17 protein-coding genes are annotated in these 21,360 nt (G+C 69.7%); 7 read left to right on the top strand and 10 right to left on the bottom strand.

From position 1 onward, the window contains the following. The first annotated feature begins 5 nt into the window (after positions 1-5). From ACFQ0E_RS07385 to pdeM, 6 genes are all read left to right on the top strand, one after another. A complete protein-coding gene (locus ACFQ0E_RS07385; protein ID WP_386823048.1) occupies positions 6-1,841 on the top strand; it encodes a hypothetical protein in 1,836 nt (611 codons plus the stop codon). Between the two features lie 252 nt (positions 1,842-2,093). After that, complete coding sequence (locus tag ACFQ0E_RS07380; RefSeq protein ID WP_386823047.1) at positions 2,094-4,064, top strand: hypothetical protein; 1,971 nt, start codon at positions 2,094-2,096, stop codon at positions 4,062-4,064. 208 nt (positions 4,065-4,272) lie between these two features. After that, positions 4,273-5,265: a ligase-associated DNA damage response exonuclease gene (locus ACFQ0E_RS07375; protein WP_386823046.1), complete on the top strand. Its 993-nt coding sequence runs from the start codon at positions 4,273-4,275 to the stop codon at positions 5,263-5,265. Then, positions 5,265-6,875 (top strand): ATP-dependent DNA ligase, encoded by a 1,611-nt coding sequence (locus ACFQ0E_RS07370; RefSeq protein ID WP_386823045.1) that lies wholly within the window; start codon positions 5,265-5,267, stop codon positions 6,873-6,875. Before ACFQ0E_RS07375 ends, ACFQ0E_RS07370 begins: the two co-directional genes overlap by 1 nt. Before the next feature lie 86 nt (positions 6,876-6,961). Further along, on the top strand, positions 6,962-9,394 hold the full coding sequence (locus tag ACFQ0E_RS07365; protein WP_386824072.1) for a ligase-associated DNA damage response DEXH box helicase: 2,433 nt from the start codon (positions 6,962-6,964) through the stop codon (positions 9,392-9,394). Beyond that, positions 9,387-10,037 (top strand): ligase-associated DNA damage response endonuclease PdeM, encoded by a 651-nt coding sequence (gene pdeM / locus ACFQ0E_RS07360; protein ID WP_386823044.1) that lies wholly within the window; start codon positions 9,387-9,389, stop codon positions 10,035-10,037. Before ACFQ0E_RS07365 ends, pdeM begins: the two co-directional genes overlap by 8 nt. A 46-nt stretch (positions 10,038-10,083) precedes the next feature. On the opposite strand, the gene ACFQ0E_RS07355 is transcribed toward pdeM, so the two are convergent. The 10 genes from ACFQ0E_RS07355 to ACFQ0E_RS07305 all read right to left on the bottom strand — a co-directional run bounded on the left by ACFQ0E_RS07355 (position 10,084) and on the right by ACFQ0E_RS07305 (position 20,436). Beyond that, on the bottom strand, positions 10,084-10,629 hold the full coding sequence (locus tag ACFQ0E_RS07355; protein WP_449284342.1) for an acyl carrier protein phosphodiesterase: 546 nt from the start codon (positions 10,627-10,629) through the stop codon (positions 10,084-10,086). A 44-nt stretch (positions 10,630-10,673) separates the two neighbouring features. Next, the gene (locus tag ACFQ0E_RS07345; protein WP_386823041.1) at positions 10,674-11,198 is read right to left on the bottom strand and encodes a hypothetical protein; all 525 of its coding nucleotides are present in this window, start codon (positions 11,196-11,198) and stop codon (positions 10,674-10,676) included. Positions 11,199-11,204: 6 nt separating this feature from the next. Further along, on the bottom strand, positions 11,205-11,978 hold the full coding sequence (locus tag ACFQ0E_RS07340; RefSeq protein ID WP_386823040.1) for a glycosyltransferase family 2 protein: 774 nt from the start codon (positions 11,976-11,978) through the stop codon (positions 11,205-11,207). Continuing rightward, the gene (locus tag ACFQ0E_RS07335) at positions 11,975-13,189 is read right to left on the bottom strand and encodes a hypothetical protein (RefSeq protein WP_386823039.1); all 1,215 of its coding nucleotides are present in this window, start codon (positions 13,187-13,189) and stop codon (positions 11,975-11,977) included. The genes ACFQ0E_RS07340 and ACFQ0E_RS07335 overlap by 4 nt, the downstream gene beginning before the upstream one ends. 58 nt (positions 13,190-13,247) lie before the next feature. Beyond that, positions 13,248-13,883: a polysaccharide deacetylase family protein gene (locus ACFQ0E_RS07330; RefSeq protein ID WP_386823038.1), complete on the bottom strand. Its 636-nt coding sequence runs from the start codon at positions 13,881-13,883 to the stop codon at positions 13,248-13,250. A 73-nt stretch (positions 13,884-13,956) separates the two neighbouring features. Continuing rightward, a complete protein-coding gene (locus ACFQ0E_RS07325; RefSeq protein ID WP_386823037.1) occupies positions 13,957-15,087 on the bottom strand; it encodes a glycosyltransferase in 1,131 nt (376 codons plus the stop codon). Continuing rightward, positions 15,084-16,436: a phenylacetate--CoA ligase family protein gene (locus ACFQ0E_RS07320; protein WP_386823036.1), complete on the bottom strand. Its 1,353-nt coding sequence runs from the start codon at positions 16,434-16,436 to the stop codon at positions 15,084-15,086. The genes ACFQ0E_RS07325 and ACFQ0E_RS07320 overlap by 4 nt, the downstream gene beginning before the upstream one ends. Further along, positions 16,433-17,983, bottom strand: coding sequence for an oligosaccharide flippase family protein (locus tag ACFQ0E_RS07315; RefSeq protein ID WP_386823035.1), 1,551 nt, complete (start codon positions 17,981-17,983; stop codon positions 16,433-16,435). The genes ACFQ0E_RS07320 and ACFQ0E_RS07315 overlap by 4 nt, the downstream gene beginning before the upstream one ends. Further along, positions 17,980-19,332: an O-antigen ligase family protein gene (locus tag ACFQ0E_RS07310; RefSeq protein WP_386823034.1), complete on the bottom strand. Its 1,353-nt coding sequence runs from the start codon at positions 19,330-19,332 to the stop codon at positions 17,980-17,982. The genes ACFQ0E_RS07315 and ACFQ0E_RS07310 overlap by 4 nt, the downstream gene beginning before the upstream one ends. Positions 19,333-19,335: 3 nt before the next feature. Further along, positions 19,336-20,436, bottom strand: a complete 1,101-nt coding sequence (locus ACFQ0E_RS07305) for a polysaccharide deacetylase family protein (RefSeq protein WP_386823033.1) — start codon at positions 20,434-20,436, stop codon at positions 19,336-19,338. 184 nt (positions 20,437-20,620) lie between these two features. On the opposite strand from ACFQ0E_RS07305, the gene ACFQ0E_RS07300 reads away from it, so the two are divergent. Continuing rightward, complete coding sequence (locus tag ACFQ0E_RS07300) at positions 20,621-21,304, top strand: J domain-containing protein (protein ID WP_386823032.1); 684 nt, start codon at positions 20,621-20,623, stop codon at positions 21,302-21,304. The last annotated feature ends 56 nt before the right edge of the window (positions 21,305-21,360 follow it).

Here is a 21,360-nt window from a genome sequence, read left to right as displayed (position 1 = left end):
TCGCCATGTCCCGCAGCCGCTCACGCGCCCACATCGCGCGCAGCCTGTTCGCCGTCCCCCTCGTGCTGGCCATCGCCGGCTGCGGCGGTGATGGCACCGCGAACGCGGCGGACGGGCGCGCCGCTGCACTGGCCGCCGCGACGCAGGCAGTGGCCGCGAAACGCCCGGCACTGAAGCCGCTGCAGCCGGGCATCCCGCTGGATCTGTCCTACGTCGACACGCGTTCGCCGCAGTTCGACCGCTTCCGGCGCTGGGTCGATGCCGCCGTCGCGGGCGAACCGGGTTATGCCTTCTCCGCCTACGACGCTGCGCTGCTGTACCGGCTGGAGCCGAAGCCGAAATACTGCGAACTCGCGGTGCGCATGGTCGAGCAGGAGGTCGCCGACGGCGAATCCGCGATCGCCGCCGGCAACGCGCCGGAGGTGGCCGGCGATTCCTACCTGGAAGTCGGTCCGCGCATCGCCGCGCTGTCGATGACCCTCGATACCTGCAAGGCGAGCATCGACGACGCGCAGCGCAAGCGCTGGTCGGCCTTCGCCGAGCAGGCGGTGTGGAACGTGTGGCACCACGTCCGCGCGAACTGGAACGGCCGCCCCCGCCCGTGGACGGGCTGGTCGGTCGACAACCCGGGCAACAATTACTACTACAGCTTCGTCGAGGCGACCCTGTACTGGGCGCTGGCCAGCGGCAACGCGGAATGGATGCGTTTCCTCAACGAAGAAAAGATCCCGCCGCTGATCGCATATTTCGCGCAGTTGCCCGGCGGCGGCAGCCTGGAAGGCACCGGCTACGGCGCGGCGCACATGCGCCTGTTCGCCTTGTACCGCCTGTGGCGCGACGCCACCGGCGAGGACATCGCCAGTGCCAGTCCGCACGCCGCCGACAGCATCGACTACTGGGTGCACGCGACCGTGCCGACCCTGGACCGTTTCGCGCCGATCGGCGACCAGTCGCGCAGCTCGATCCCGGAACTCTACGACTACCACCGCACCGTGGTGCTGCAGGCCCGCGCCCTGACCAGGGATCCGCAGCGCCAGGCGATGGCGTCGTGGTGGCTGCACCACATCGCCATCGACAGGATGCGCAACGGCTTCAACACGCCGCACGACCTGCTGCCGGCCGGCGACGCCAAGGCACCCGCGCCGACCGCGCTGTTCCATCACGCCACCGGCACCGGCCACCTGTTCGCGCGCACCGGCTGGGACCGCGACGCGCTGTGGCTGGCCGTCGTCGCCGGCCCGTACAACGAGAGCCACGCAGCGCAGGAACAGGGCGGCTTCACCCTCTTCCACCGCGACTGGCTGACCGTGACCGAGAACATCTGGAGCCACAGCGGCATCCAGCAGGGCACCGAAACCCGCAACGTGCTGCGCTTCGAGGCGCCGACGCCGATCGCGCGCCAGTGCCACGCGCCGCAGAACGACCGCGTGGTGCACCAGTGCGTGCCCACGGTGTCGACGATGACCGTGACGCCCGGCACCGACGGCGCGCTGCGCGTGGACGCCGACCTGACCGGTGCCTACGCCAAGGACAGTCCGGTGAAACAGTGGACCCGACGCCTGGATTTCTCCGTGGCGGGCCTGCGCGTCGAGGACCGCTTCCGCACCACGCCCGGCACGCGCGCGATCTTCCAGCTCCAGCTGCCGACCGAGCCCCGGATCGAGGGCCGGGAGGCGGTGGCCGGCGGGCTGCGGATCAAGGTGCTGTCGCCGGCCGATGCGCAGCTGTCGGCCTTCGACTGGCGCAGAGTGGACCGTGACGAATTTCGCAGTGGCTGGCGACTGGATATCGCCGGAAGCGGCGAAACCTACGTCGTGGAGCTGCAATCGATCGGCCGCTGATCCAGATCGGTCGCTTTTGCGAGACAAACTTCACACTTCACTTCAAGAAAGCGAAATTTAGGTCGGCCTCATCACAAAACGCGGGCAAGGCGGCACGCATACTTCCGTTCAGGTTGACGCGTCATTCGTGACGTTTCGACCGATGTCCCGGCCCCCGCCGGCACATCGAACGGTGCGCCGCCCGCCACCCGGACCGGGTTTCGGACGACGCGAATGCAGTCTCGCCATGGACGCGATCGCAGAGCCCCCGACATGCCCCCCATCCCCCGCCCCGAAACTGCTTTCCCGACGCCCAGTCCCCGCGGCCGCGCCCGCCTGCCCCGCAGCCTGACCCTCCCGCTGGTGGCGCTCGGCGCGGTCGCCGTCGCCGGCATCGCCCTGGCCGGTCCGGCCGACCTGCTGCGCGACCTGCGCCAGCGCTTCGCCGAACGCGCGCACACGACATCGAAGCCCCTCACCGCATCGAGCGCCGCATCGGGCGCCGCGACCGCCACGGATCCGCGCTTCTCACCGCGCCCGCGCCCGAAGCCGCGCCCGGCCATCGGCAACAACTCGCCGCAGCTCAGCGAAATCCCGATGAACCTCACCTTCATCGACACCTCGCGCACGGCGTACACCCGTTTCCGCAACTGGGTCGACAGCGCCGTGAACGGCAGCCCCGGCTATGCGTACGAAGCCCGCGACTCCGCGCTGATGTTCCGCATCACCCGCGACGTGAAGTACTGCAACCACGCCGTGAGCCTGGTCGAGCAGCAGGTCGCGCAGGCCGAGACCGCCATCGCCGCCGGGCAGCGCCCCGCCGTCGCCGCCGACTCCTACCTCGAAGTCGGGCCGATGATCGCCGACCTCGCGATGACCTACGACACCTGCGCCGCGCGCGTGACCAGCAGCCAGCGCCAGCGCTGGTCGGCCTACGCGCAGCAGGCGATCTGGAACGTGTGGAACCACGAGAACGCGCGCTGGGGCAGCACGTCGCACCCATGGAGCGGCTGGTCGGTCGACAACCCGGGCAACAACTATTACTTCAGCTTCGTCGAAGCGACCATGATGTGGGCGCTGGCTTCGCGCAATCCGACGTGGATGACGCTGCTCAAGACCGACAAGCTGCCGAAGCTGGAGGCCTACTACCGCAACATGCCCACCGGCGGCAGCCTGGAAGGCACCGGCTACGGCACCGCGCAGATGCGCCTGTTCGAGCTGTACCGCATCTGGCGCGACGCCACCGGCATCGACCTGGCCAACGCCAACCCGCATGCCACCAACACCATCCAGTGGTGGGTGCACGGCACGGTGCCGACGCGCACGCACTTCGCGCCGATCGGCGACCAGTCGCGCAACTCCGTGCCCGAGCTTTACGACTACCACCGCCGGCTGATGCTGGAGGCCCGCAACCTCACCAACGACGCCTCGGCGCAGCGCATCGCGAGCTGGTGGCTCAACAACATCTCCGTCCAGCAGATGGGCCAGGGCGCGAATTTCCGCTACGACCTGCTGCCGCCGGGCAGCAACGGCACCGCGCCGACCGCCCTGCACTACCACGGCAGCGCGACCGGCCATCTGTTCGCGCGCAGCGGCTGGGACACCAGCGCGATGTGGATGTCCTACGTCGCCGGCCCCTACAACGAAAGCCATGCGCACCAGGACCAGGGCGCGTTCACGCTGTACGCACGCGACTGGCTGGCCGTGACCGAGAACATCTGGAGCCGCAGCGGCATCCAGCAGGGCACCGAAGTGCACAACACGATGCGCTTCGAACGCAGCAACACCAGCACCGCGCAGTGCACCGCGCCGGCGAACGACCGCATCGTCCACCAGTGCGAGTCGCCGCAGTCGGTCGCGACGATGACCGTCACGCCCGGCGCCAACGGTGCGATCACGGTCGACTCGGACCTCACGCCGGTCTATCGCGGCAACCCGGCGCTGACCCGCTGGACCCGCAACCTGCAGTTCGCCAACCGCAGGCTCACCGTCCGCGACAACTTCACCCTGGGATCGGGCACCACCGCCTTCTTCCAGGTGCAGGTGCCGGTGCAGCCCACGGTCAGCGGCAGCACGGTCACCGCCGGCAACCTGCGCGTGCGCGTGCTGGAACCGGCCAACGCCACGATCACCCTGCGCAACTGGAACACCGTCAACGCCAGCGAATTCACCAAGGGCTGGCGCATCGACATCGGCGGCGGCACCACCACCTACCTGGTGGAGCTGAGCGAAGTGACGCCCTGACCCCGAGCCGCTCCCTGCCTGTCTCCGCGAAACGCCCGGCCCGTCCGGGCGTTTCGCATGAGGGCGATGCGTTTTCCTGACGGAATCCGGAACGCGGACGACCGCAGGCACGCGCGCCGGCCCGGATCGGCTTCGATGGCGCGACGAGGTGGCTAGTATCGGGTTCCCGCAACGCATCCGGCCGCGAGCGCCGCCCGTATCGAACGCGATGTCACAGGACCTGATCGTTCAACGGCCGGAAGGCCTGTACTGCCCCGCGGGCGATTTCCACATCGACCCGTGGCGGCCGGTCGCGCGCGCGGTGATCACCCACGGCCACGGCGACCATGCGCGCGTCGGCATGGGCGAGTACCACGTCGCGCGCGCCGGCCTGCCGATCCTGCAGTGGCGGCTGGGCGAACAGGACTATCGCGCATACGACTACGGCGAGACCTTCCGGCTCGGCGACGCGCGCGTCTCGCTGCATCCGGCCGGCCACGTGCTCGGCTCGGCGCAGGTACGCATCGAGGTCGACGGCGAGGTCTGGGTGGCGTCGGGCGACTACAAGCGCCAGCCCGACCCCACCTGCGCGCCGTTCGAGGTCGTGCCCTGCGACACCTTCGTCACCGAAGCCACGTTCGGCCTGCCGATCTACCGCTGGCCGGACACCGCCGAGGTGGCGCGCGACATCGTCGCCTGGCGCGACGAATGCGCGGCCGAAGGTGTCGCCGCCGTCCTGTTCTGCTACGCGCTGGGCAAGGCGCAGCGGCTGCTCGCGGAGCTGCGCGCGTTCACCGAGGAACCCGCCTGGCTGCACGGCGCGCTGGTGCCGGGCGTCGAGGTGTATCGCAACGCCGGCATCGCGATGCTGGAAACGCAACCGGTGGTGGAGGCCGCGCGCGGCTCGGATTTCGCAGGACGGCTGGTGCTGGCGCCGCCTTCCGCAGCGGGCAGCCCGTGGATGCGCCGCTTCCGCCGCGCACAGACCGGTTTCGCCTCGGGCTGGATGCTGATCCGCGGCAACCGCCGACGGCGCAACGTCGATCGCGGCTTCGTCGTTTCCGACCACGCCGACTGGCCCGCGCTGCTGCGCACGGTGCGCGAGACCGGCGCACGCCGGGTCATCGCCACGCACGGCAACACCGAGGCGCTGGTACGCACGCTCGCCGACGCGGGCGTGGACGCCGGCAACTTCCGCACCGACTACGGCGGCGACGACTGATGCAGCGCTTCGCCGAACTCTACCGCCGGCTCGACCGCAGCACCGCGACGCTGGACAAGCGCGCCGCGCTGCTCGACTACTTCCGCACAGCGCCGCTGCGCGACGCCGCCTGGTCGCTGTGGCTGCTCAGCGGCGGCAAGATCGGTGGCGCCGGTGCCCGGATCGCGGGCAGCGCCGAACTGCGCGCCTGGATCGCGGAGGAAAGCGCAACGCCGGCGTGGCTGGTCGATGCCTCGTACGAACAGGTCGGCGATCTCGCCGAGACGCTGGCGCTGCTGCTCGACGACCCGCCTGCCGACGCGCTCGACGTGGCGCCGCTGCACGCCTGGATCGAACGCCTGCTGGCCGTGGCCGGCCGCGACGAAACGCTGCGCCGCGAGGCAGTGGTGCACGGCTGGCGCCACCTCGACCGCGAGGGCCGGCTGGTGTTCAACAAGCTGCTGACCGGTGCGCTGCGCATCGGCGTGTCGCAGCGCATGGTGCAACAGGCGCTCGCGGAACTGTCGGGCGTGGACATCGCCCTGATCGCGCAGCGCATGCTCGGCCGCTGGACGCCCTCGGAGACCTTCCTGCGCAACCTGCTGTCGACGCAGGCGCTGCCAGGCGACCGCGCACAGCCCTATCCCTTCTTCCTCGCCTCGCCGCTGGAAGTCGAGGCCGATTCGCTCGGCACCATCGACGACTGGCTGCTGGAATGGAAATGGGACGGCATCCGCCTGCAGCTGATCCGGCGCGGCGACGACCTCGCGCTGTGGTCGCGCGGCGAGGAACGCCTGGACGGCCGCTTTCCCGAGATCGAACGCGCAGCGGCGGCGCTGGCGCGCGATGCGGTACTCGATGGCGAACTGCTAGTCTGGCATCCGGACGCGCCCATGCCCGCGCCGTTCGCCTCGCTGCAGACGCGCATCCAGCGACTGAAACCCGGCGCGAAATCGCTTTCGGAACATCCCGCGCGGATGCTCGCCTACGACCTGCTCGAACTCGACGGCCAGGATCTCCGCGCGCGACCGCTGCACGAACGTCGCATGCTGCTGGAGACGCTGTGGGCCGACAGCCCGGACGCACAGGCGCGCATCGCGCTGTCGCCGTCGGTCGATGCATGCGCCTGGGACGTGGCCGCATCGCTGCGCGAGGAGGCGCGCACGCGCGGCGTCGAGGGCCTGATGCTCAAACGGCGCGCGTCCGTCTACCAGGTCGGGCGCAAGCGCGGCGACTGGTGGAAGTGGAAGATCGACCCGCTCACCGTCGACGCAGTGCTGCTCTACGCACAGGCCGGACACGGCCGTCGGAGCACGCTGTACACCGACTACACCTTCGGCGTGTGGGACGGCGAATCGCTGGTGCCGGTGGCCAAGGCCTATTCGGGCCTGGACGACCGCGAAATCCTCGAACTCGACCGCTGGATCCGCGCCAACACGCTCGAACGCTTCGGCCCGGTACGCTCGGTGCGCGCGCACCATGTGTTCGAGCTCGGTTTCGAAGGCGTGAACGTGTCGACGCGACACAAGTCCGGCGTCGCGGTGCGCTTCCCGCGCATCCTGCGCTGGCGCAGGGACAAGACGCCCGTCGATGCCGATCGCATCGACGCGCTGCGGACGCTCGCACGATGAGCGCGCGCACCGCTTCCGGCACGCGCCCGACATCGCGCAAGACCCGCACCGCCACGAAGATCGAACCGCTCAGGCCGGCTGCAGCCATGCGCACGCTGCGCGACTGGTTCGCGGCGCGCGGCTGGTCGCCGCTGCCGTTCCAGCGCGAGGTCTGGACGCGCTATCTCGCCGGCGAAAGCGGACTGATCCACACGCCGACCGGCAGCGGCAAGACCCTCGCCGCGTTCGGCGGCCCCCTGCTCGACGCGCTGCGCGGTGGCGCCGCGCCCAGCGCACGCACACCGGGGCCGACGCTGCTGTGGGTGACGCCGCTGCGCGCGCTGGCCAACGACACCGTGCGCGCGCTGCGCGAGCCCGTCGACGCGCTGGGCCTGCCGTGGACAGTCGGCATGCGCACCGGCGACGCCAGCGCCCGCGAGAAGCGTCTTGCACGTGCCGGCAAGCTCGACGTGCTGGTGATCACCCCGGAATCGCTCGCGCTGCTGCTGTCCTACGACGACACCGCGGCACAGCTGCAGGGCCTGCGCGGCGTGATCGTCGACGAGTGGCACGAACTGGTCGGCAGCAAGCGCGGCACGCTGCTGCAGCTGTGCCTGGCGCGGCTGCGCACGCGGTCGCCGACGCTGCGCACCTGGGGTCTGTCGGCGACGCTGGGCAACCTCGACGAAGCCCGCGACGCGCTGCTGCCGCACGCGCCCGGCGCGGCGATCGTCAGCGGCCCCGCACCGCGCCGGGTATCGATCGAGACCCTGCTGCCCGGCGAACGCGAACGCTTTCCCTGGGCCGGGCATCTCGGTCTGTCGCAGCTGCCGCGCGTGGTCGCCCTGCTCGCGGAGGCACGGACCTCGCTGTTGTTCGCGAACACGCGCGCACAGGCCGAGCTGTGGCATCGCGCGCTGGAATCGGTGTGGCCGCACGCGCCGGAGACCCTGGCGCTGCACCACGGCTCGCTCGATCCGAAGCTGCGCCGCGCCGTGGAGGACGGCCTGCGCGAGGGCCGCATCTGCTGCGCCGTCGCCACATCGAGCCTCGACCTCGGCGTCGACTTTCCCGCCGTCGACCAGGTGTTGCAGGTCGGCAGCCCCAAGGGCATGTCGCGGCTGCTGCAGCGCGCGGGTCGGGCACGGCATCGTCCGGGCGAAGCCGGGACCATCGCCTGCGTGCCGACGCACGCGCTGGAACTGGCCGAATATGCTGCGGCACGCGTCGCCCTCACCCATGGCCGGATCGAAGCGCGCCCGCCGCCGCGCCTCGCGCTGGACGTGCTCGCGCAGCACTGCGTGACGCTGGCGCTGGGCGGCGGCTTCGATGCCGACGCGCTGTACGCCGAAGTCACCGGCACGCATGCCTATGCCGCGCTGACCCGCGCGCAGTGGGATGCGGTGCTCGCCTTCATCGTCGAAGGCGGCAGCGCGCTGTCGCACTATCCCGAATACCGCCGCGTGGTCCGCGACGAGGACGGTCTCTACCGCGTGCACGAACGGCGCATCGCGTTCCGCCATCGCCTGTCGATCGGCACCATCGCCAGCGATGCGGGCATGTCGGTGAAATTCCTCAAGGGCGGCAGCCTCGGCTCGGTGGAGGAAAGCTTCATCGGCCGGCTGCGCCCGGGCGATCGCTTCCAGTTCGCCGGCCGCACGCTCGAACTGTCACGGGTGCGCGACATGACCGCCTACGTGCGCCTCGCCAAGCCCGGCGACGGCGCGGTGCCGCGCTGGCAGGGCGGGCGCATGCCGCTGTCGACCGAACTCGGCCGCGAGGTCGAAGCCGTGCTGTCCGGCGCGAGCGCGCAGGGCACGCCGGAGCTGCGCGCGCTGGCGCCGATCCTCGGGCTGCAGTCGCGGCTGTCGTCGCTGCCGCGCGCCGGCCACCTGCTCGCGGAATGGTTCGAGGCCCGCGACGGCCAGCACCTGTGCGTGTTCCCGTTCGCCGGCCGCGCCGTGCACGAAGGCCTGGCGGCACTGATGGCACGACGCTGGGGCCGGCTCGCACCAAACACCTTCGGCTTCGCCGCGAACGACTACGGGCTGATCCTCTCGATGCAGGCGAAGACCGACATCGATGCGGAACGCCTGCGCACGCTGCTCGATCCCGCCCAACTGGTCGATGACCTGCGCGAAGGCGCGAACCTCGCCGAACTGTCGCGACGCCAGTTCCGCGAGATCGCGCGCATCGCCGGGCTGCTGCCGCCGTCGCTGCCCGGCGGCGCGCCGCGTTCGATGCGCCAGCTGCAGGCCTCCGCTGGCCTGCTGTTCGACGTGCTGTCGCGCCACGATCCCGACCACGTACTGCTGGCGCAGGCCGAGGCCGAGGTGCTCGCGAACACGCTCGACCTGCCGGCGCTGGACGCCTGCCTGCGCGACTGCGCGACGCGCGACATCGACCTGCATCGGCCCGCGTCGTTCACGCCGCTGTCCTTCCCGCTGTGGGCCGAAGCCCAGCGCGGCCAGCTCAGCACCGAGGACTGGAAGACCCGCGTGCAGCGCGCGGCGGCACGCCTGGAGCAGCGGCATGGCTGAATGCATTGCCGTCGACATCGCCGGCGAGCGCATGCATCTGCTCGCCGATCGCGCACTGTTCTGGCCCGCACGCGGGCGCCTGCTGATCGCCGACCTGCACCTGGGCAAGGGCGACGTGTTCCGCGCCGCAGGCATCGCCCTGCCCAGCGGCGGAACCGCGCACGATCTCGCGCGACTCGACCGCCTGATCGACGCTACCGCCGCGCGCGAACTGTGGATCCTCGGCGACCTGCTGCACGGCGCCACGCATCATGCGCGCTGGCGCGAAGGCTGGGATCGCTGGCGCAGCGCGCACGCCGGCCTGCGCATCGCCGCGCTGCGCGGCAACCATGACAGGCATCGCGACGACGCGGCGCTGGACATCGACGCGCTCGGCGAATCCGTCGCCGAGGATGGCCTGCTGCTGCGACACGAACCGCTGCCCGATCCCGCGCATCACGTCATCGCCGGGCACCTGCATCCCGCGCTGCGCCTGCCCGGCATCCACCGCGCGCTACCCGGCTTCTGGCTGCGCCCCGGCCTCACCGTGCTGCCCGCGTTCTCGGCGTTCACTGGCGGGCAGATCGTCGAACGCGATCGCGACGATCGCTTCGCGGTCTGCGCGGGTGGTCATGTCGAGCTGGTTTCGTTCGGCGTGGATTGAAAGCAGCCGGCGACCTTCAACCAACCTGCATTCAATCGAGCTGCTTTCAACCAGGAATCGAGCGGCGCTCCGCCTCGGCGAACGCCGCAAGCTGGGGAAAGAACGTGTCGAAACCATGCAGGAAAGGATCCGGATCGCACTCGATCTTCGCGAGACACGCCAGCAATGCATCACCATTGCGCGACAGTCGCGTGGCGACACGCCCCACCGCCGTGCGCATGGCGTCTGGATCGCCATAGCGTCCCAGCCAGTCCTGCGCAGTCATCGCATCACCCGCGACCTGTGCGCGTTCGGGCAGCGCGTGCCGCCACCTGGCGAAGCCGACATAGACGCGCGCGCAAAATCCGGGGAGAGATTCGTCGTTGTACCGTGGCCACGCGCGCGCCAGCAGATGGTCGAAATACAGGTCGAGGACGATCCCGGCGAAACGGCGATGCCCGGGATCGAAGCGCTGCTTCAGCAAGCGGATGACTTCATGCGCATCCGTGAACGCGTCGACGCGCCAGTGCAGGCGGATCTCGCGGGCAATGACCGGATCGAACCGATCGACGGTATCGGCCTTCACGAAATCGCCGAGGATCGCACCGACCATCGCGTCATCGTCGTGCCGCGCGAGATAGGCATGCGCCAGGTAATTCATGTCGTCGACCCGGCAAGGCCGGCGGCCAGCGCCCGGTAGCGCGCCTCGTCGACACCGAGCGCACGCAACCAGTTGCCGAAATACAGGGCCAGCACCTCGGCGCGCGGATGCGTCGAGGCATGATGGATCTCGAAGTCCTTGCGATTCTGCACCTTGTCCGCGATCAGCATGTCGTTGACGTCCTTCGAAGGACTGAGCCTGATGCAATCCATGTCGGACACGCAATGCTCCGACAGGTACGCATTGGCGACGGCACGATACTCCATGGCAAGAAGGAGCGCACGGACATCCGGTGCGCATGCGAGCAGAGGACTGTCCGGCGCCAGCGATGCCAGCAGCGCCTCGTCCTGCTGCAGCATCGGATGCAGGCAGAAGGCCTGCCTGGCCTGCAGCGAGGCACCGATGCGGCCCAGGACAGCCAAACCCTCATCGATGTGCGCGATCAGCGGCACGTCCGATCGCGCAGCACGGCGATCGCCATACCAGTCGCGGATCGCGCGATAGTGCCGATCTTCGTGCATCACGCTTCAGCGCCGCTTCGCCACCGCGATCGCGGCATAGTGCGCGAAGTACCACGCCGAGCGCAGCGGATCGAGCTTCTCGACATCGCGGTAGATGGTCCACTGCCAGCGCGCGGCCTTGCGCTTGTCGGCGGAGAGCGAACCGGTGCGGACGAGGTAGTCGGCGAGCGGCTCGGTCGTCGGCACGCGACGAGCGATGCCGGCGCGCTTGACCATCGCCAGCCAGAACACGTAGTCCTCGTGGCCGATCTTCTCGAAACGGCCGTCGCCGATGCTGCGGTCGTACAGTCCGGTGAGGTTGCCGATGCGATTGCTCCTGAGCATCGCGGCGTGGTCGGCTTCGGCCGGCGGCACGACGAGCGAGAGCGTGTCGCCGGTCTCGTCGAAGCGGCGATACGCGGTGTAGCTGATCGCGCTGCCGGTGGCGGCCATGTGCGCGAGCTGGATCGCCAGTTTGTCCGGGTGCCAGCGGTCGTCGCTGTCCAGGAAGGCGATGTGCGTGCCGGTGGCGGCCTCGATGCCGGCGTTGCGCGCAGCGGCGACGCCGCCGTTCTTGGCCTGTCGGATCGGCACCACGCAGGGCTCGCGCGCGGCGGCGTCGCGGATGAGCTCCCAGGTGGCGTCGCTGGAGCAATCGTCGATGACGATCAGTTCGATGTCGGCGTGGGTCTGGGCGAACACAGACTCCATCGAGGCCTGCAGCGTGGCGGCGGCGTTGTATGCCGGCATCACCACGCTGACCCGCGCACGCGCAGGCGTGCCGTTCCCGTCCACGCTCATGCGCTGCGCGCCTTGCGCCCGCCGGCCCACGAAGCGCGCGGCGGCGGCAGCAGGTAATCGCGATACTGGCCGGGATCGCCCTGCTCGCCGGCTTCGGCGGCCTTGATAATGTTGTAGCACTCGCGCGCGGTGACGTAGTGCAGCACGTATCGCTTGCCGTCGTTGTAGGTGCGTTCGAGGTAGTCGTGCATCGCGTCCACCGGCGCGCCGAGCAGGGTGTCGATGTCGTGCTCCTGGGTGCCGTGGGTATGGACCTTCACGAACACCCATTCCGGCCGGCCTTCGACGTGGACGCCGGTCTTCACCCACAGGTCGACGCGCGCCTCGGTCGGCGGGCAGTTCCTGCGGATGTCCGAATTCTCGATGCGCGGCATCACGCCCATGCGGCGTTCGCGCCAGTTCAGCGCCAGCGGGCCCTGCACGATCATCAGGTCACCGCGCGTGCCGCCGCCGACCTTCACCGGGGCGCCATGGTTGTGCGACTTCGGCGCGCAGGGGTCGTCGGTGGCGTAGTAGATGCTGTTGATCGTCGCGGTCTGGGTGTCGCTCGGCGCCGAGGGCATGGTGAAGTCGGCGTAGCAGCCCAGTTCGCGCAGCAGGATCAGCTCGTTGTTCAGGCCGCACCAGCGGCCGTCGCCGCGCGAGTTGTCCAGACACCAGTTGCCGTGGATGAAACCGAACTTCAGCTCACCGGTTTCCGGGTCGCGCGGCAGCGCGCCGTGCTGCTCGTGCAGCACCTTGCAGAAGCGCGAGATCGACACCCGGAAGTTCTGCTCGGTGTCGTTGTCGTGGTGCAGGTGCACCTCGATCTCGCCGAAGCCGTCGCTGCACAGCGCCGACAGCTTGTCGAGGTGCTCCTCGGCGTATTCCTCTTCGGGATAGAAGAAGCTGTGCTGCGGCGGCCGGCCATCGGCATCGCGATGCCTGCCGGCCATGGCGCGGTACTCGCTGCACCAGCGATCGACGCGGCGGCGCTGGGTCTCCAGGTCGCCGCCCTTCCACATCGGCTCGAAGTGGTCGACGAAGCAGAACATGACATGGACCGGGCGATCTTCGACCACCGGCGGACGGCGGCGCAGGTAATGCCCCAGCCACAGGTGCATGTTGCGCTTGCGCATGTCGCGCAGCACCAGCGCGCACGCGACGGCGCCCAGCAACACGGCCAGTATCAGCAGGACGGTCGCGATCTGGACCTCCGGCATCTCGTTCATGCATTCCCCCCTGCCTGCGGCATCGTTGCTCCCCCCGTGTCGCGCATCGTCACCGGCCTCATGCGGAGGCCAGCGGTTCGAACGCGAAGCCGTCCGCCTGCCACAGCGGCAACAGCGTTTCCAGCATCCGCAGCGACAGCCCGCCGTCGTCGTGCATCAGCACGATGTCGCCCGGACGCGGCGGATGCCGACGCGCGACCTCGACCAGCGTCTCCGCCGGACGCTGGCTGTAGTCCAGGCTGTCGTACGACCAGAACGCGATGCGACGGCCGCGACGGATGCAGTCCAGCACCATCGGCACCGGCATCACCCCGCGCGGCGGGCGGAAATCGTGCCTTGCCTGCCCGTCGAAGCGTGCAAGCAGGCGTTCGGTGTGCTCGATCTCGCGGCGTTGCTCGGCCAGCGGCAGCCGGTCGAAATGCGGATGGCTCCACGAGTGATTGCCCAGCGCATGCCCTTCGGACACGATCCGCCGCACCAGCTCGGCATGGCGCTCGACCTGCTGGCCGATCAGGTAGAAGGTCGCGCGCACGCGATGCCTCGCCAGCAGGTCCAGCAGGACCGGCGTGTGTTCCGGGTGCGGGCCATCGTCGAAGGTCAGGTACAGCACGCGTCGACGCCGGCTGCCGCGGGTCAGGACCCAGCGGGTCGGCAACCATTGCAGCACCTGCAGTTTCTTGGGGCGAGGATTCATGGAGAGCTTTGCTTCAAGGGAACGCGGATCGCGGTGCCGGCCGGCCCGCGACAACGAAAACTGATACCGAACTTCAACCGGAGGCTCCCCGATAGAGCGCCTCGTAACGGGCCGCCATGGCCTGCACCGAAGCCTCGCGCAATGCCCAGTCGCGCCCGACCGTGCCCAGGCGCTGGGCGCGCGCGGGATCGCGCAGCAGGCCGAGCAGCGCGGTGGCGAGGGCCGTCGCGTCGGCGGCGGGGACGATCAGGCCATTGCGGTCGTCGGCGACGATCTCGCGGTTGCCGCCGACATCGGTGGCGACGATCGGCAGGCCGCTGGCGCAGGCTTCGAGCAGGGCCATCGAATAGCCTTCGCTGCGCGAGGACAGCGCGAACACGTCGAAGCCCTGCAGCAACTGGCGCACGTCGCCGCGATCGCCGAGGAAGTGGACCGCTTCGCCGGCCCCGCTGGCGCCAGCCAAGGCCTGGAGTTCGGCGCGCAGCGCGCCGTCGCCGACCAGCACCAGCGCGGTGTCGGCGGCCTCGGCGTGCACCCGGGCGAAGGCCTGCAGCAGGGTCGCCTGGTCCTTGACCGGATTGAGCCGGCCGACCGTGCCGATGATGCGCGTGCCCGGCGCCAGACCGAGCACGTTGCGCAGCGCGGCGCGGCGCTCCGCGTTGGCGGCGGCGAAGGTCTCGACGCGGATGCCGTTGGGCACCGCGAGCAGCCGCGCGCGCGGGCGCACGCCCTGGTCCGCGAAACGCGCGCGAGCAGCCTCGCAGACCGCAGCGACGACATCGGTGCGCCACATCGACCGGCGATACAGCCATTCGCCGCGACTGCGCGGCTGCGCGGCGCCCATTCCGTGGCGGGTGTTGAGCAGGCGCGACACAGGTGTACCGAAGCTCGCCGCGACGCTGTGGTAATGCGCATTGGCGTTGTGCGTATGCACCACCGTGCCGGGCGCGGCGCCGAGCCATGCGCGCAGGCGCCGCACCGCGCCGAGGTCCAGCCCGGCGGTCTTGTGGCAGGCGAAGACCTCGACACCCTGGCTGCGCAGTTCGTCCGCCAGCGCGCCGGGCGCGAACAGGCAGGCGACGCGCGGGCGATGCCCCGCCGCCCGCTGCGCGAGCGCCAGGTCGATCACCATCCGTTCCAGTCCGCCGCGTTCGAGGTTCTCGACCACGTGCGCGATGTCCAGCGATGCGGCGGTCGTGCTCATGCCGGCAGCTCGCAGACGACAACGCGGCGCTTGCCGCTGGGCGTGAGCGCGATGTGATCGACGGTCTCGAACGCGATCGCGACATCCTCGCCGGCCACCTTGCGCAGGCCGTCGCGGACCATCGCCTGCACCGAAGCCGCATCGAAGCCGTCGTCGGGCACCAGGCGCACCTGCAGCGCCTCCGTTTCGCGCTGCACGACCTGGTATTGCTTCACGCCCTTGACCGGCAGGAACACGTACACGATGTATTCGCCGGGAATCAGCCGGCCGTCGCGCAGGCGCAGTGCGTCGAGCTTGCGGCCGTCGACCTTGGCCAGTTTCGGCAGGCCGCGTCCGCAGGCGCAGGTCCGCGCGCCGGGCGTGCCCAGATCGCCGTTGACGTAGCGCATCAGCGGCATGCCGACGTTGTGCAGGTCGGTGATGATGAGGTCGCTGGGCTCGTGCGCATCCAGCCCGGCGGCGAACTCCACGAGCAGGTGATCTGTGTTGAGGTGCAGGCCGTCGCCGTGTTCGCACTCGGCAGCGATCAGCATGAATTCGCGGCAGCCGTAGGTGTCGTAGGCCGGCGCGCCGAACACGCGCTGCAGCAGTTCGCGCTGGTGCGGATGCAGTGCCTCGGCGGCGCCGAGGATGCGCTTCGGACGATGGATGCGCCGGCCCGTGCGTTCGATCCACTGCGCCAGTTCGACGATCGGACCGACGTAGGACACGATGGTCTCCGGCTGGAACCGGTCGATGGCGTCGGCATACTCGGCCATGCGCCGCTCGTCCATGTCGAAGGCATTGAGCATGCGCCGGTTGAACGCGGCGTGGTACAGGCGATCCTTGAACAGCGCATAGCCCGCCGGCGCAGCCACCGGTGCGCCCCACAGGTACACGGTCTTCTGCCCGAGGTGCGCGCCCGACCAGGCATAGCCGCGGAACATCACCGCGATGCGCCGCTCGTAGCTTTCGCGCGTGTAGCCGAAGCGCAGGGGCTCGCCGGTCGAGCCACCGGTGGTCTTGTAGTACAGGTCGCCGCGATGCGCGGGCGACACCATGTCCTCGGCCTTCGCACGGATGATCGGCTTGGTCAGCACCGGCAGCCGCGCGTAATCGGCGCGGTCGCGGATGTCCCCGGGGCCGGCCATGCCCGCCTCACCCCACCAGCGGCGATAGAACGGCACGTGCTCCCAGCAGTGCGCGACCAGGGCCTGCAGGCGCTGCCATTGCAGCGCATCGAGTTCGTCCGGCGAGCGCCACTGGTCGTGCTCGTAGTCACGCAGGTATCTGAGGGTGTCGCGGCGACGCAGCCCTGACTCGTAGGCCGGATACAGCACGCGGCGGAACAACGGCTCGTAGAGGCTCATGTCGCCGGCGCCTCCGTGCGCGCGTGCGCCCAGGCCAGCAGGCGCGCGCCGATGCGCGGACGGCCGCGCAGCAGGCGCGCATGCAGCTGCTGCATGTGCGCGATGTCGTTGCGCGTCCAGCAGTTCAGCGCCAGCGACCACGGCAGATAGGTCAGCGCGAGCAGGCCACCGACCGCGATTTCGGCCAACGGCGGCAGATGATGGTGAACCGCCAGCAGCGGCGTCGCCGACAGCGCAGCGGCGAGCAGCGTGCGCAGCAGGCGGCCCCAGTCCGGCGAGATCCCGCATTCGCGGATCGCCAGCGTGGTGTAGGACGCGACGTTGAGCGCCGCGACCACGCCGAAGGCGATCAGCGCGCCGCGCAGCCCGTCGATGTGGATCAGCCAGGCGTCGAGCACCAGCTTGAGTACGCCGCAGGCGATGATCAGCAGCAGCACCGCGCGCTGGCGATCCGCGCTGATCAGCAGGCTCGACGCGCCCTGCGCGGTCGCGATCGCGGCGCAGCCGGCCAGGCACACCGCGAACGCGGTCGCACCGGCTTCGTAGGCATTGCCGTAGAGCAGGTGGATCAGCGGATCGGACAGCACCATGCCGAACGCCACCAGCGGCGCGGACAGCAGCATGAGATAGGCGGTCGAGGCCGCGAAGCGATGCCCGGCGACCTCGCGTCCCTGGCTCAGCGCGTTCGCCATCATCGGCAGCAGCAGCGCGCCGAACACCCCGGGCACCAAGGCCGAGGCGCCGCTGGCCAGCTGGTAGCCGACCTTGAACTGGCCCGCCGCGTGGGGATCGGCGTAGGCGGTGAGGAACAGCACCTCGACCTCGCTGGACACGATGAAGCCGATCGTCACGATCGCCGTGCTGTAGAGCATCTGTCGGCGCACGCGCGGCGCCAGGTCCGGCGGCAGCGACGGCACGTCCTCGCCCGGCGGCAGCAGCGGCTTCACCTGGCTGCGCGACATCGCGTAGAAGACGACGCTGGAGACGAGGAACACGCCCAGCAGCCATTCGACGGGCAGATCGGTGGACATCACCGCGAACACCATCGCCAGGTTCAGCGGCGTGGATACCAGCGCGACCATCGCGTTGATGCGGAAGTTTTCCAGGCCCTTGGCGATGCCGATGTTGAACATGTAGCCGGCGCGCAGCGAGATGGCCACGGCGAGGAACACGAACAGCAGGCCATGGTGGAACCCGGGCGCGACGCGGTGCCCGGCGATCCACAGCGCCAGCGCGCCGACCGCCAGCGAAATTCCCACGTACACGCGCTGCGCGCGGCGCAGGTAGGCCACCAGCGGTCGCACCAGGTGGCTGCGATCGGCGCCGCGCAGCTCGGCGACGAACTTGATCGCGGCGCTGGCCGTGCCGGAGTTCGACGCGGCCACGCCCATGCCGACCAGCCAGATCACCGCGCTGTACGCGCCGAAGCCGTCCGGGCCGAGGTGCCGGGCGATCAGGATCGAGGTCAGCATGCCGAGCGCGAACTCGGTGTACATCGCCACCGAGGAGAACAGCGTGTTGCGGAGGGTGCGCGCGCGCAGGGTCATTGGATCACCAGGAGGACCTTGACCACCACCATCAGCCCGATCGTGGCGATGACGCCGATGATGGGCAGCAGCAGCAAGTCCTTGGACAGCGTGAAGTGGGGCAGCGAAGGGTCGTCGCGGCGCATGTCGACGTAGTGCGCGACCACCACGGCCGCGAGAAGATACAGGATCACCACGTAGCTGCGGCTCAGGAAGAAGGCGCAAGTGAAGAAGCCGGCCAGCGACAGCAGCAGCGCCATCGCGATGCCGCGTCCCTCGGCGATGCTCGCGTCGCGGGCATCCTCGGCGCCCAGCAGGGCATCGACGTCCTCGCCCGCGACGGCCGCGGCGTCGAGTTCGGCCTGCAGCGCGTCCTCGTCGCGCGCCAGCGGCTGGCCCATGCCGCGCGAGGCGGCCCACATCATCCGGAACGCGTAGAGAATGAAGGCCAGCCACAGCGTGTAACCGATGATGCCGGTCTCGGCCATCACCAGCACGAAGGAGTTGTGCGCGGTGAGATGGTGGTAGTCGGAATACATGTCCGGGCCGACGCCGAAGATCGGGTGGCCGATGAACATCTGCACGCCCTCGTACCAGGAGTCCACGCGCCCCTGCGCCGAGGCCTCCTCCACGTCGATCTCGTTGAAACGCGAGGGCAGCGCCAGCAGTACGCCCACCGCCATCGTGCCGAGCACGCCGGCGACGAACACGCCGCGCGTCTGCCACACGTACAGCCCCATCACCACCAGCAGGCCGAGCAGCGATCCGCGCGAATCGGTGAGGTAGATGCCGTAGACCAGCACGCCGGTAACGATCCACCAGAACAGCCGGCGCAGGCCCATCAGGCCGCCGCGACTGCTCAGGTACGCCGCCATCGGCACGCAGGCCACGAACAGCATGCCCAGGTCGTTGGGGTCGTTGAAGATGCCGACGTATTGGATGCGCGTGCCCTGCGAGAGACCAATCCCGGTCCAGCCGGTGCCTAGCTGCACCTGCTCGATGCCGTGGATCGAGATGATCGCCGCGCACAGCGAGAACATCGCCATGATCTTCAGGATGCGCTCGCGGCTGTCCAGGCCGTTGGCGAACACCACGAACGCCAGCAGCACCGGCGCGAACTTGTTGAGCTGCACGATGGCGCCGCCGAAGTAGCCGTTGAAGACGTGCGAGACCATCAGCACGAGGAAGAACATCAGCAGCACCGCGTACTGCGGCGCGTCGAAGTTCTTGCGCGGCGAGAGCATCCAGAACCCGGCAGCGACCAGCAGCGCGATCGGCTGCAGCGGCAGCGCGAAGCTGTCGACCAGCTCCGGATAGTCCTGCGGCCGGATCAGCACCAGCAGCAGGTAGGCGAGCATGGCGATGAACATGCGCTAGCGCCCCGTTTCGCGCGAGCGATGGCAGAACAGCTCGGGCAGCGAGAGCATGCCCTCGAACCAGTCGGCATCGACATGGCGCTCGACCGGCAGGCGACGCATCTGGAAGCGCGAGGCCGGCTGCAGTCGCTCGCAACCGGCGAGGTAGCTGCAGGCGATGCGATAGCCCGCATCGCGGGCCGCGGCCATCACCGCGTCGTTGTAGGCATCGCGTCCGCCGACCGGATACGACATGGCGGTGACCGGCGCACCCAGCGCCGACTCGATCGCCTGTTTGGAGCCGGCGACTTCATCGCGCATCGCCTGCGGCGACAGCTTCGCCAGCATGCGATGGTCCACACCGTGGGATCCGATCTCCATGCCGGCCGCATGCATCTCGCGCAATTGCTCCCAGCGCATCGGCCGGCAATCGGGATGGCCTGCGGCATCGGGCAGCGCCCACTCGCGCTGCAGGCGATCGACCAGCGCCTGCTGGCCATCGGCATCCAGGGTCTTGATGCGATCGAGCACATGCCCGGCGAGCGCGCGACGTTCGGTCAGCGCGTCCGTACCGGCAGGCAGCGGGCAGTCGATGCCCAGCTCCGGCGCGTGCAGGTGCGGCTGCGTGGTGGTGCAGAGCATGTGCACCAGCCAGTCGTAGGCATAGGGACGACCGGAGTCGATGTGCCCGCTGGACACGAAGAACATCGCTGACAGACCGGCCTCGCGCAGCAGCGGAAAGGCGATGCGGTAGTTGTCGTCGTAGCCGTCATCGAAGGTGATGAGCACGGCGCGCGAAGGCACGGGACGCCCGCGATCCAGGCAGTCGGCCAATTCGTCGAAACGCATCGGCGCAAAACGACGGCGGACGATGGCCAGCTGGCGGCGGAACGCCTCGCTCGACGCGCTGACCAGGTCCAGGTCGAAGCTGAAACCCGCGGGCTCGGCAGATGGCAGCACGCGGTGATAGGCGAGGATGCGCACATCGCGATGCAGCGCCGCGCGCACGCGCCCGACCACCGGCATGATGCCGACGCGGCACAGCAGACGGGCCAGTTTCGGTCGGCGGCCGGCGGAAGGTGGTGCCGCAGCCGGCCATGTCGCGGATCGCGAAGTCATCACGTGTCGAGTCAAAGCCCCCTGATCCCGCAGTCAACGTATTTTCCGCCCGCCGCAGGACGACATGGCGGCATCGTCCGCCCGATGCGGGGCGACGCGCGTGGACATCGCATCCCATGCTTGCAATCGGGCATCGAACGCGCTCCACTGCGCGCCTCCTATACCCACCGGGGGCGACGCGGGCATGGCCGAAGACACCGATTTCGCAGCGCTGTACCGCGAGCTCGGGGTCGATGCGACCTGTTCCCTGGCCGACCTGCGCGGTGCATGGCGGCGCCGTGTGGCGAAGCTGCATCCGGACCAGGGCGGGGACGCAGAGGATACCGGACGCCTGCAGGCCCTGAACCGCCAGTTCGAAGCGGCCCTGGACTTCCACGCCCGCTTCGGCCGCCTTCCGGGCGCCCCGCCGCCCGGCCTGCTGTCGCGACCGGGCGCATCCAGCGCAAGCTTCGCCGGCGAGGCCACGGCCGGTTTCGGCAGGATCTCGCGTTGTTTCGTCGTGGCCGGGCTGCTGGGGATCTGCGTGCTCGGCTGGCGCATCCTCCAGACCGACGACGACAGCGGCGAACGCGCCGCGCGCGAAGTCCATGCCGCCGACGCCCATGGCGGCAGCGGCGCGGAACATCCCGCGCAGGCTGCGATCGACGTGTTGTCCGTTTCGGCGGGCATGGATAAACCGCGCGTGCGCGCCATCCTGGGCGAACCGCTGGAGATGCACGACCTGCGCTGGAGCTACGGCCCCTCGTGGGTCGAATTCCGCTGCGATCGCGTGGTCGGCTGGTACAGCGCGCCGCAGCGACCGTTGAACGTGGCCGAAGGACGCGAGTCCTGGGCCGATGCCACTCCGGCCGATGCGGCCTGCGACTGAGAGCTGTCGATGAACCTTCCGCCTGCGAACACCGATCACCGCCGGGGAGCCCGGCG

It is taken from the genome of Lysobacter brunescens (assembly GCF_042677005.1).
Lineage (GTDB): Bacteria > Pseudomonadota > Gammaproteobacteria > Xanthomonadales > Xanthomonadaceae > Lysobacter_I > Lysobacter_I brunescens.
The sequence above is the reverse complement of the archived record's forward strand: the minus strand, read 5'-3'. Positions and strand labels throughout refer to the sequence as shown.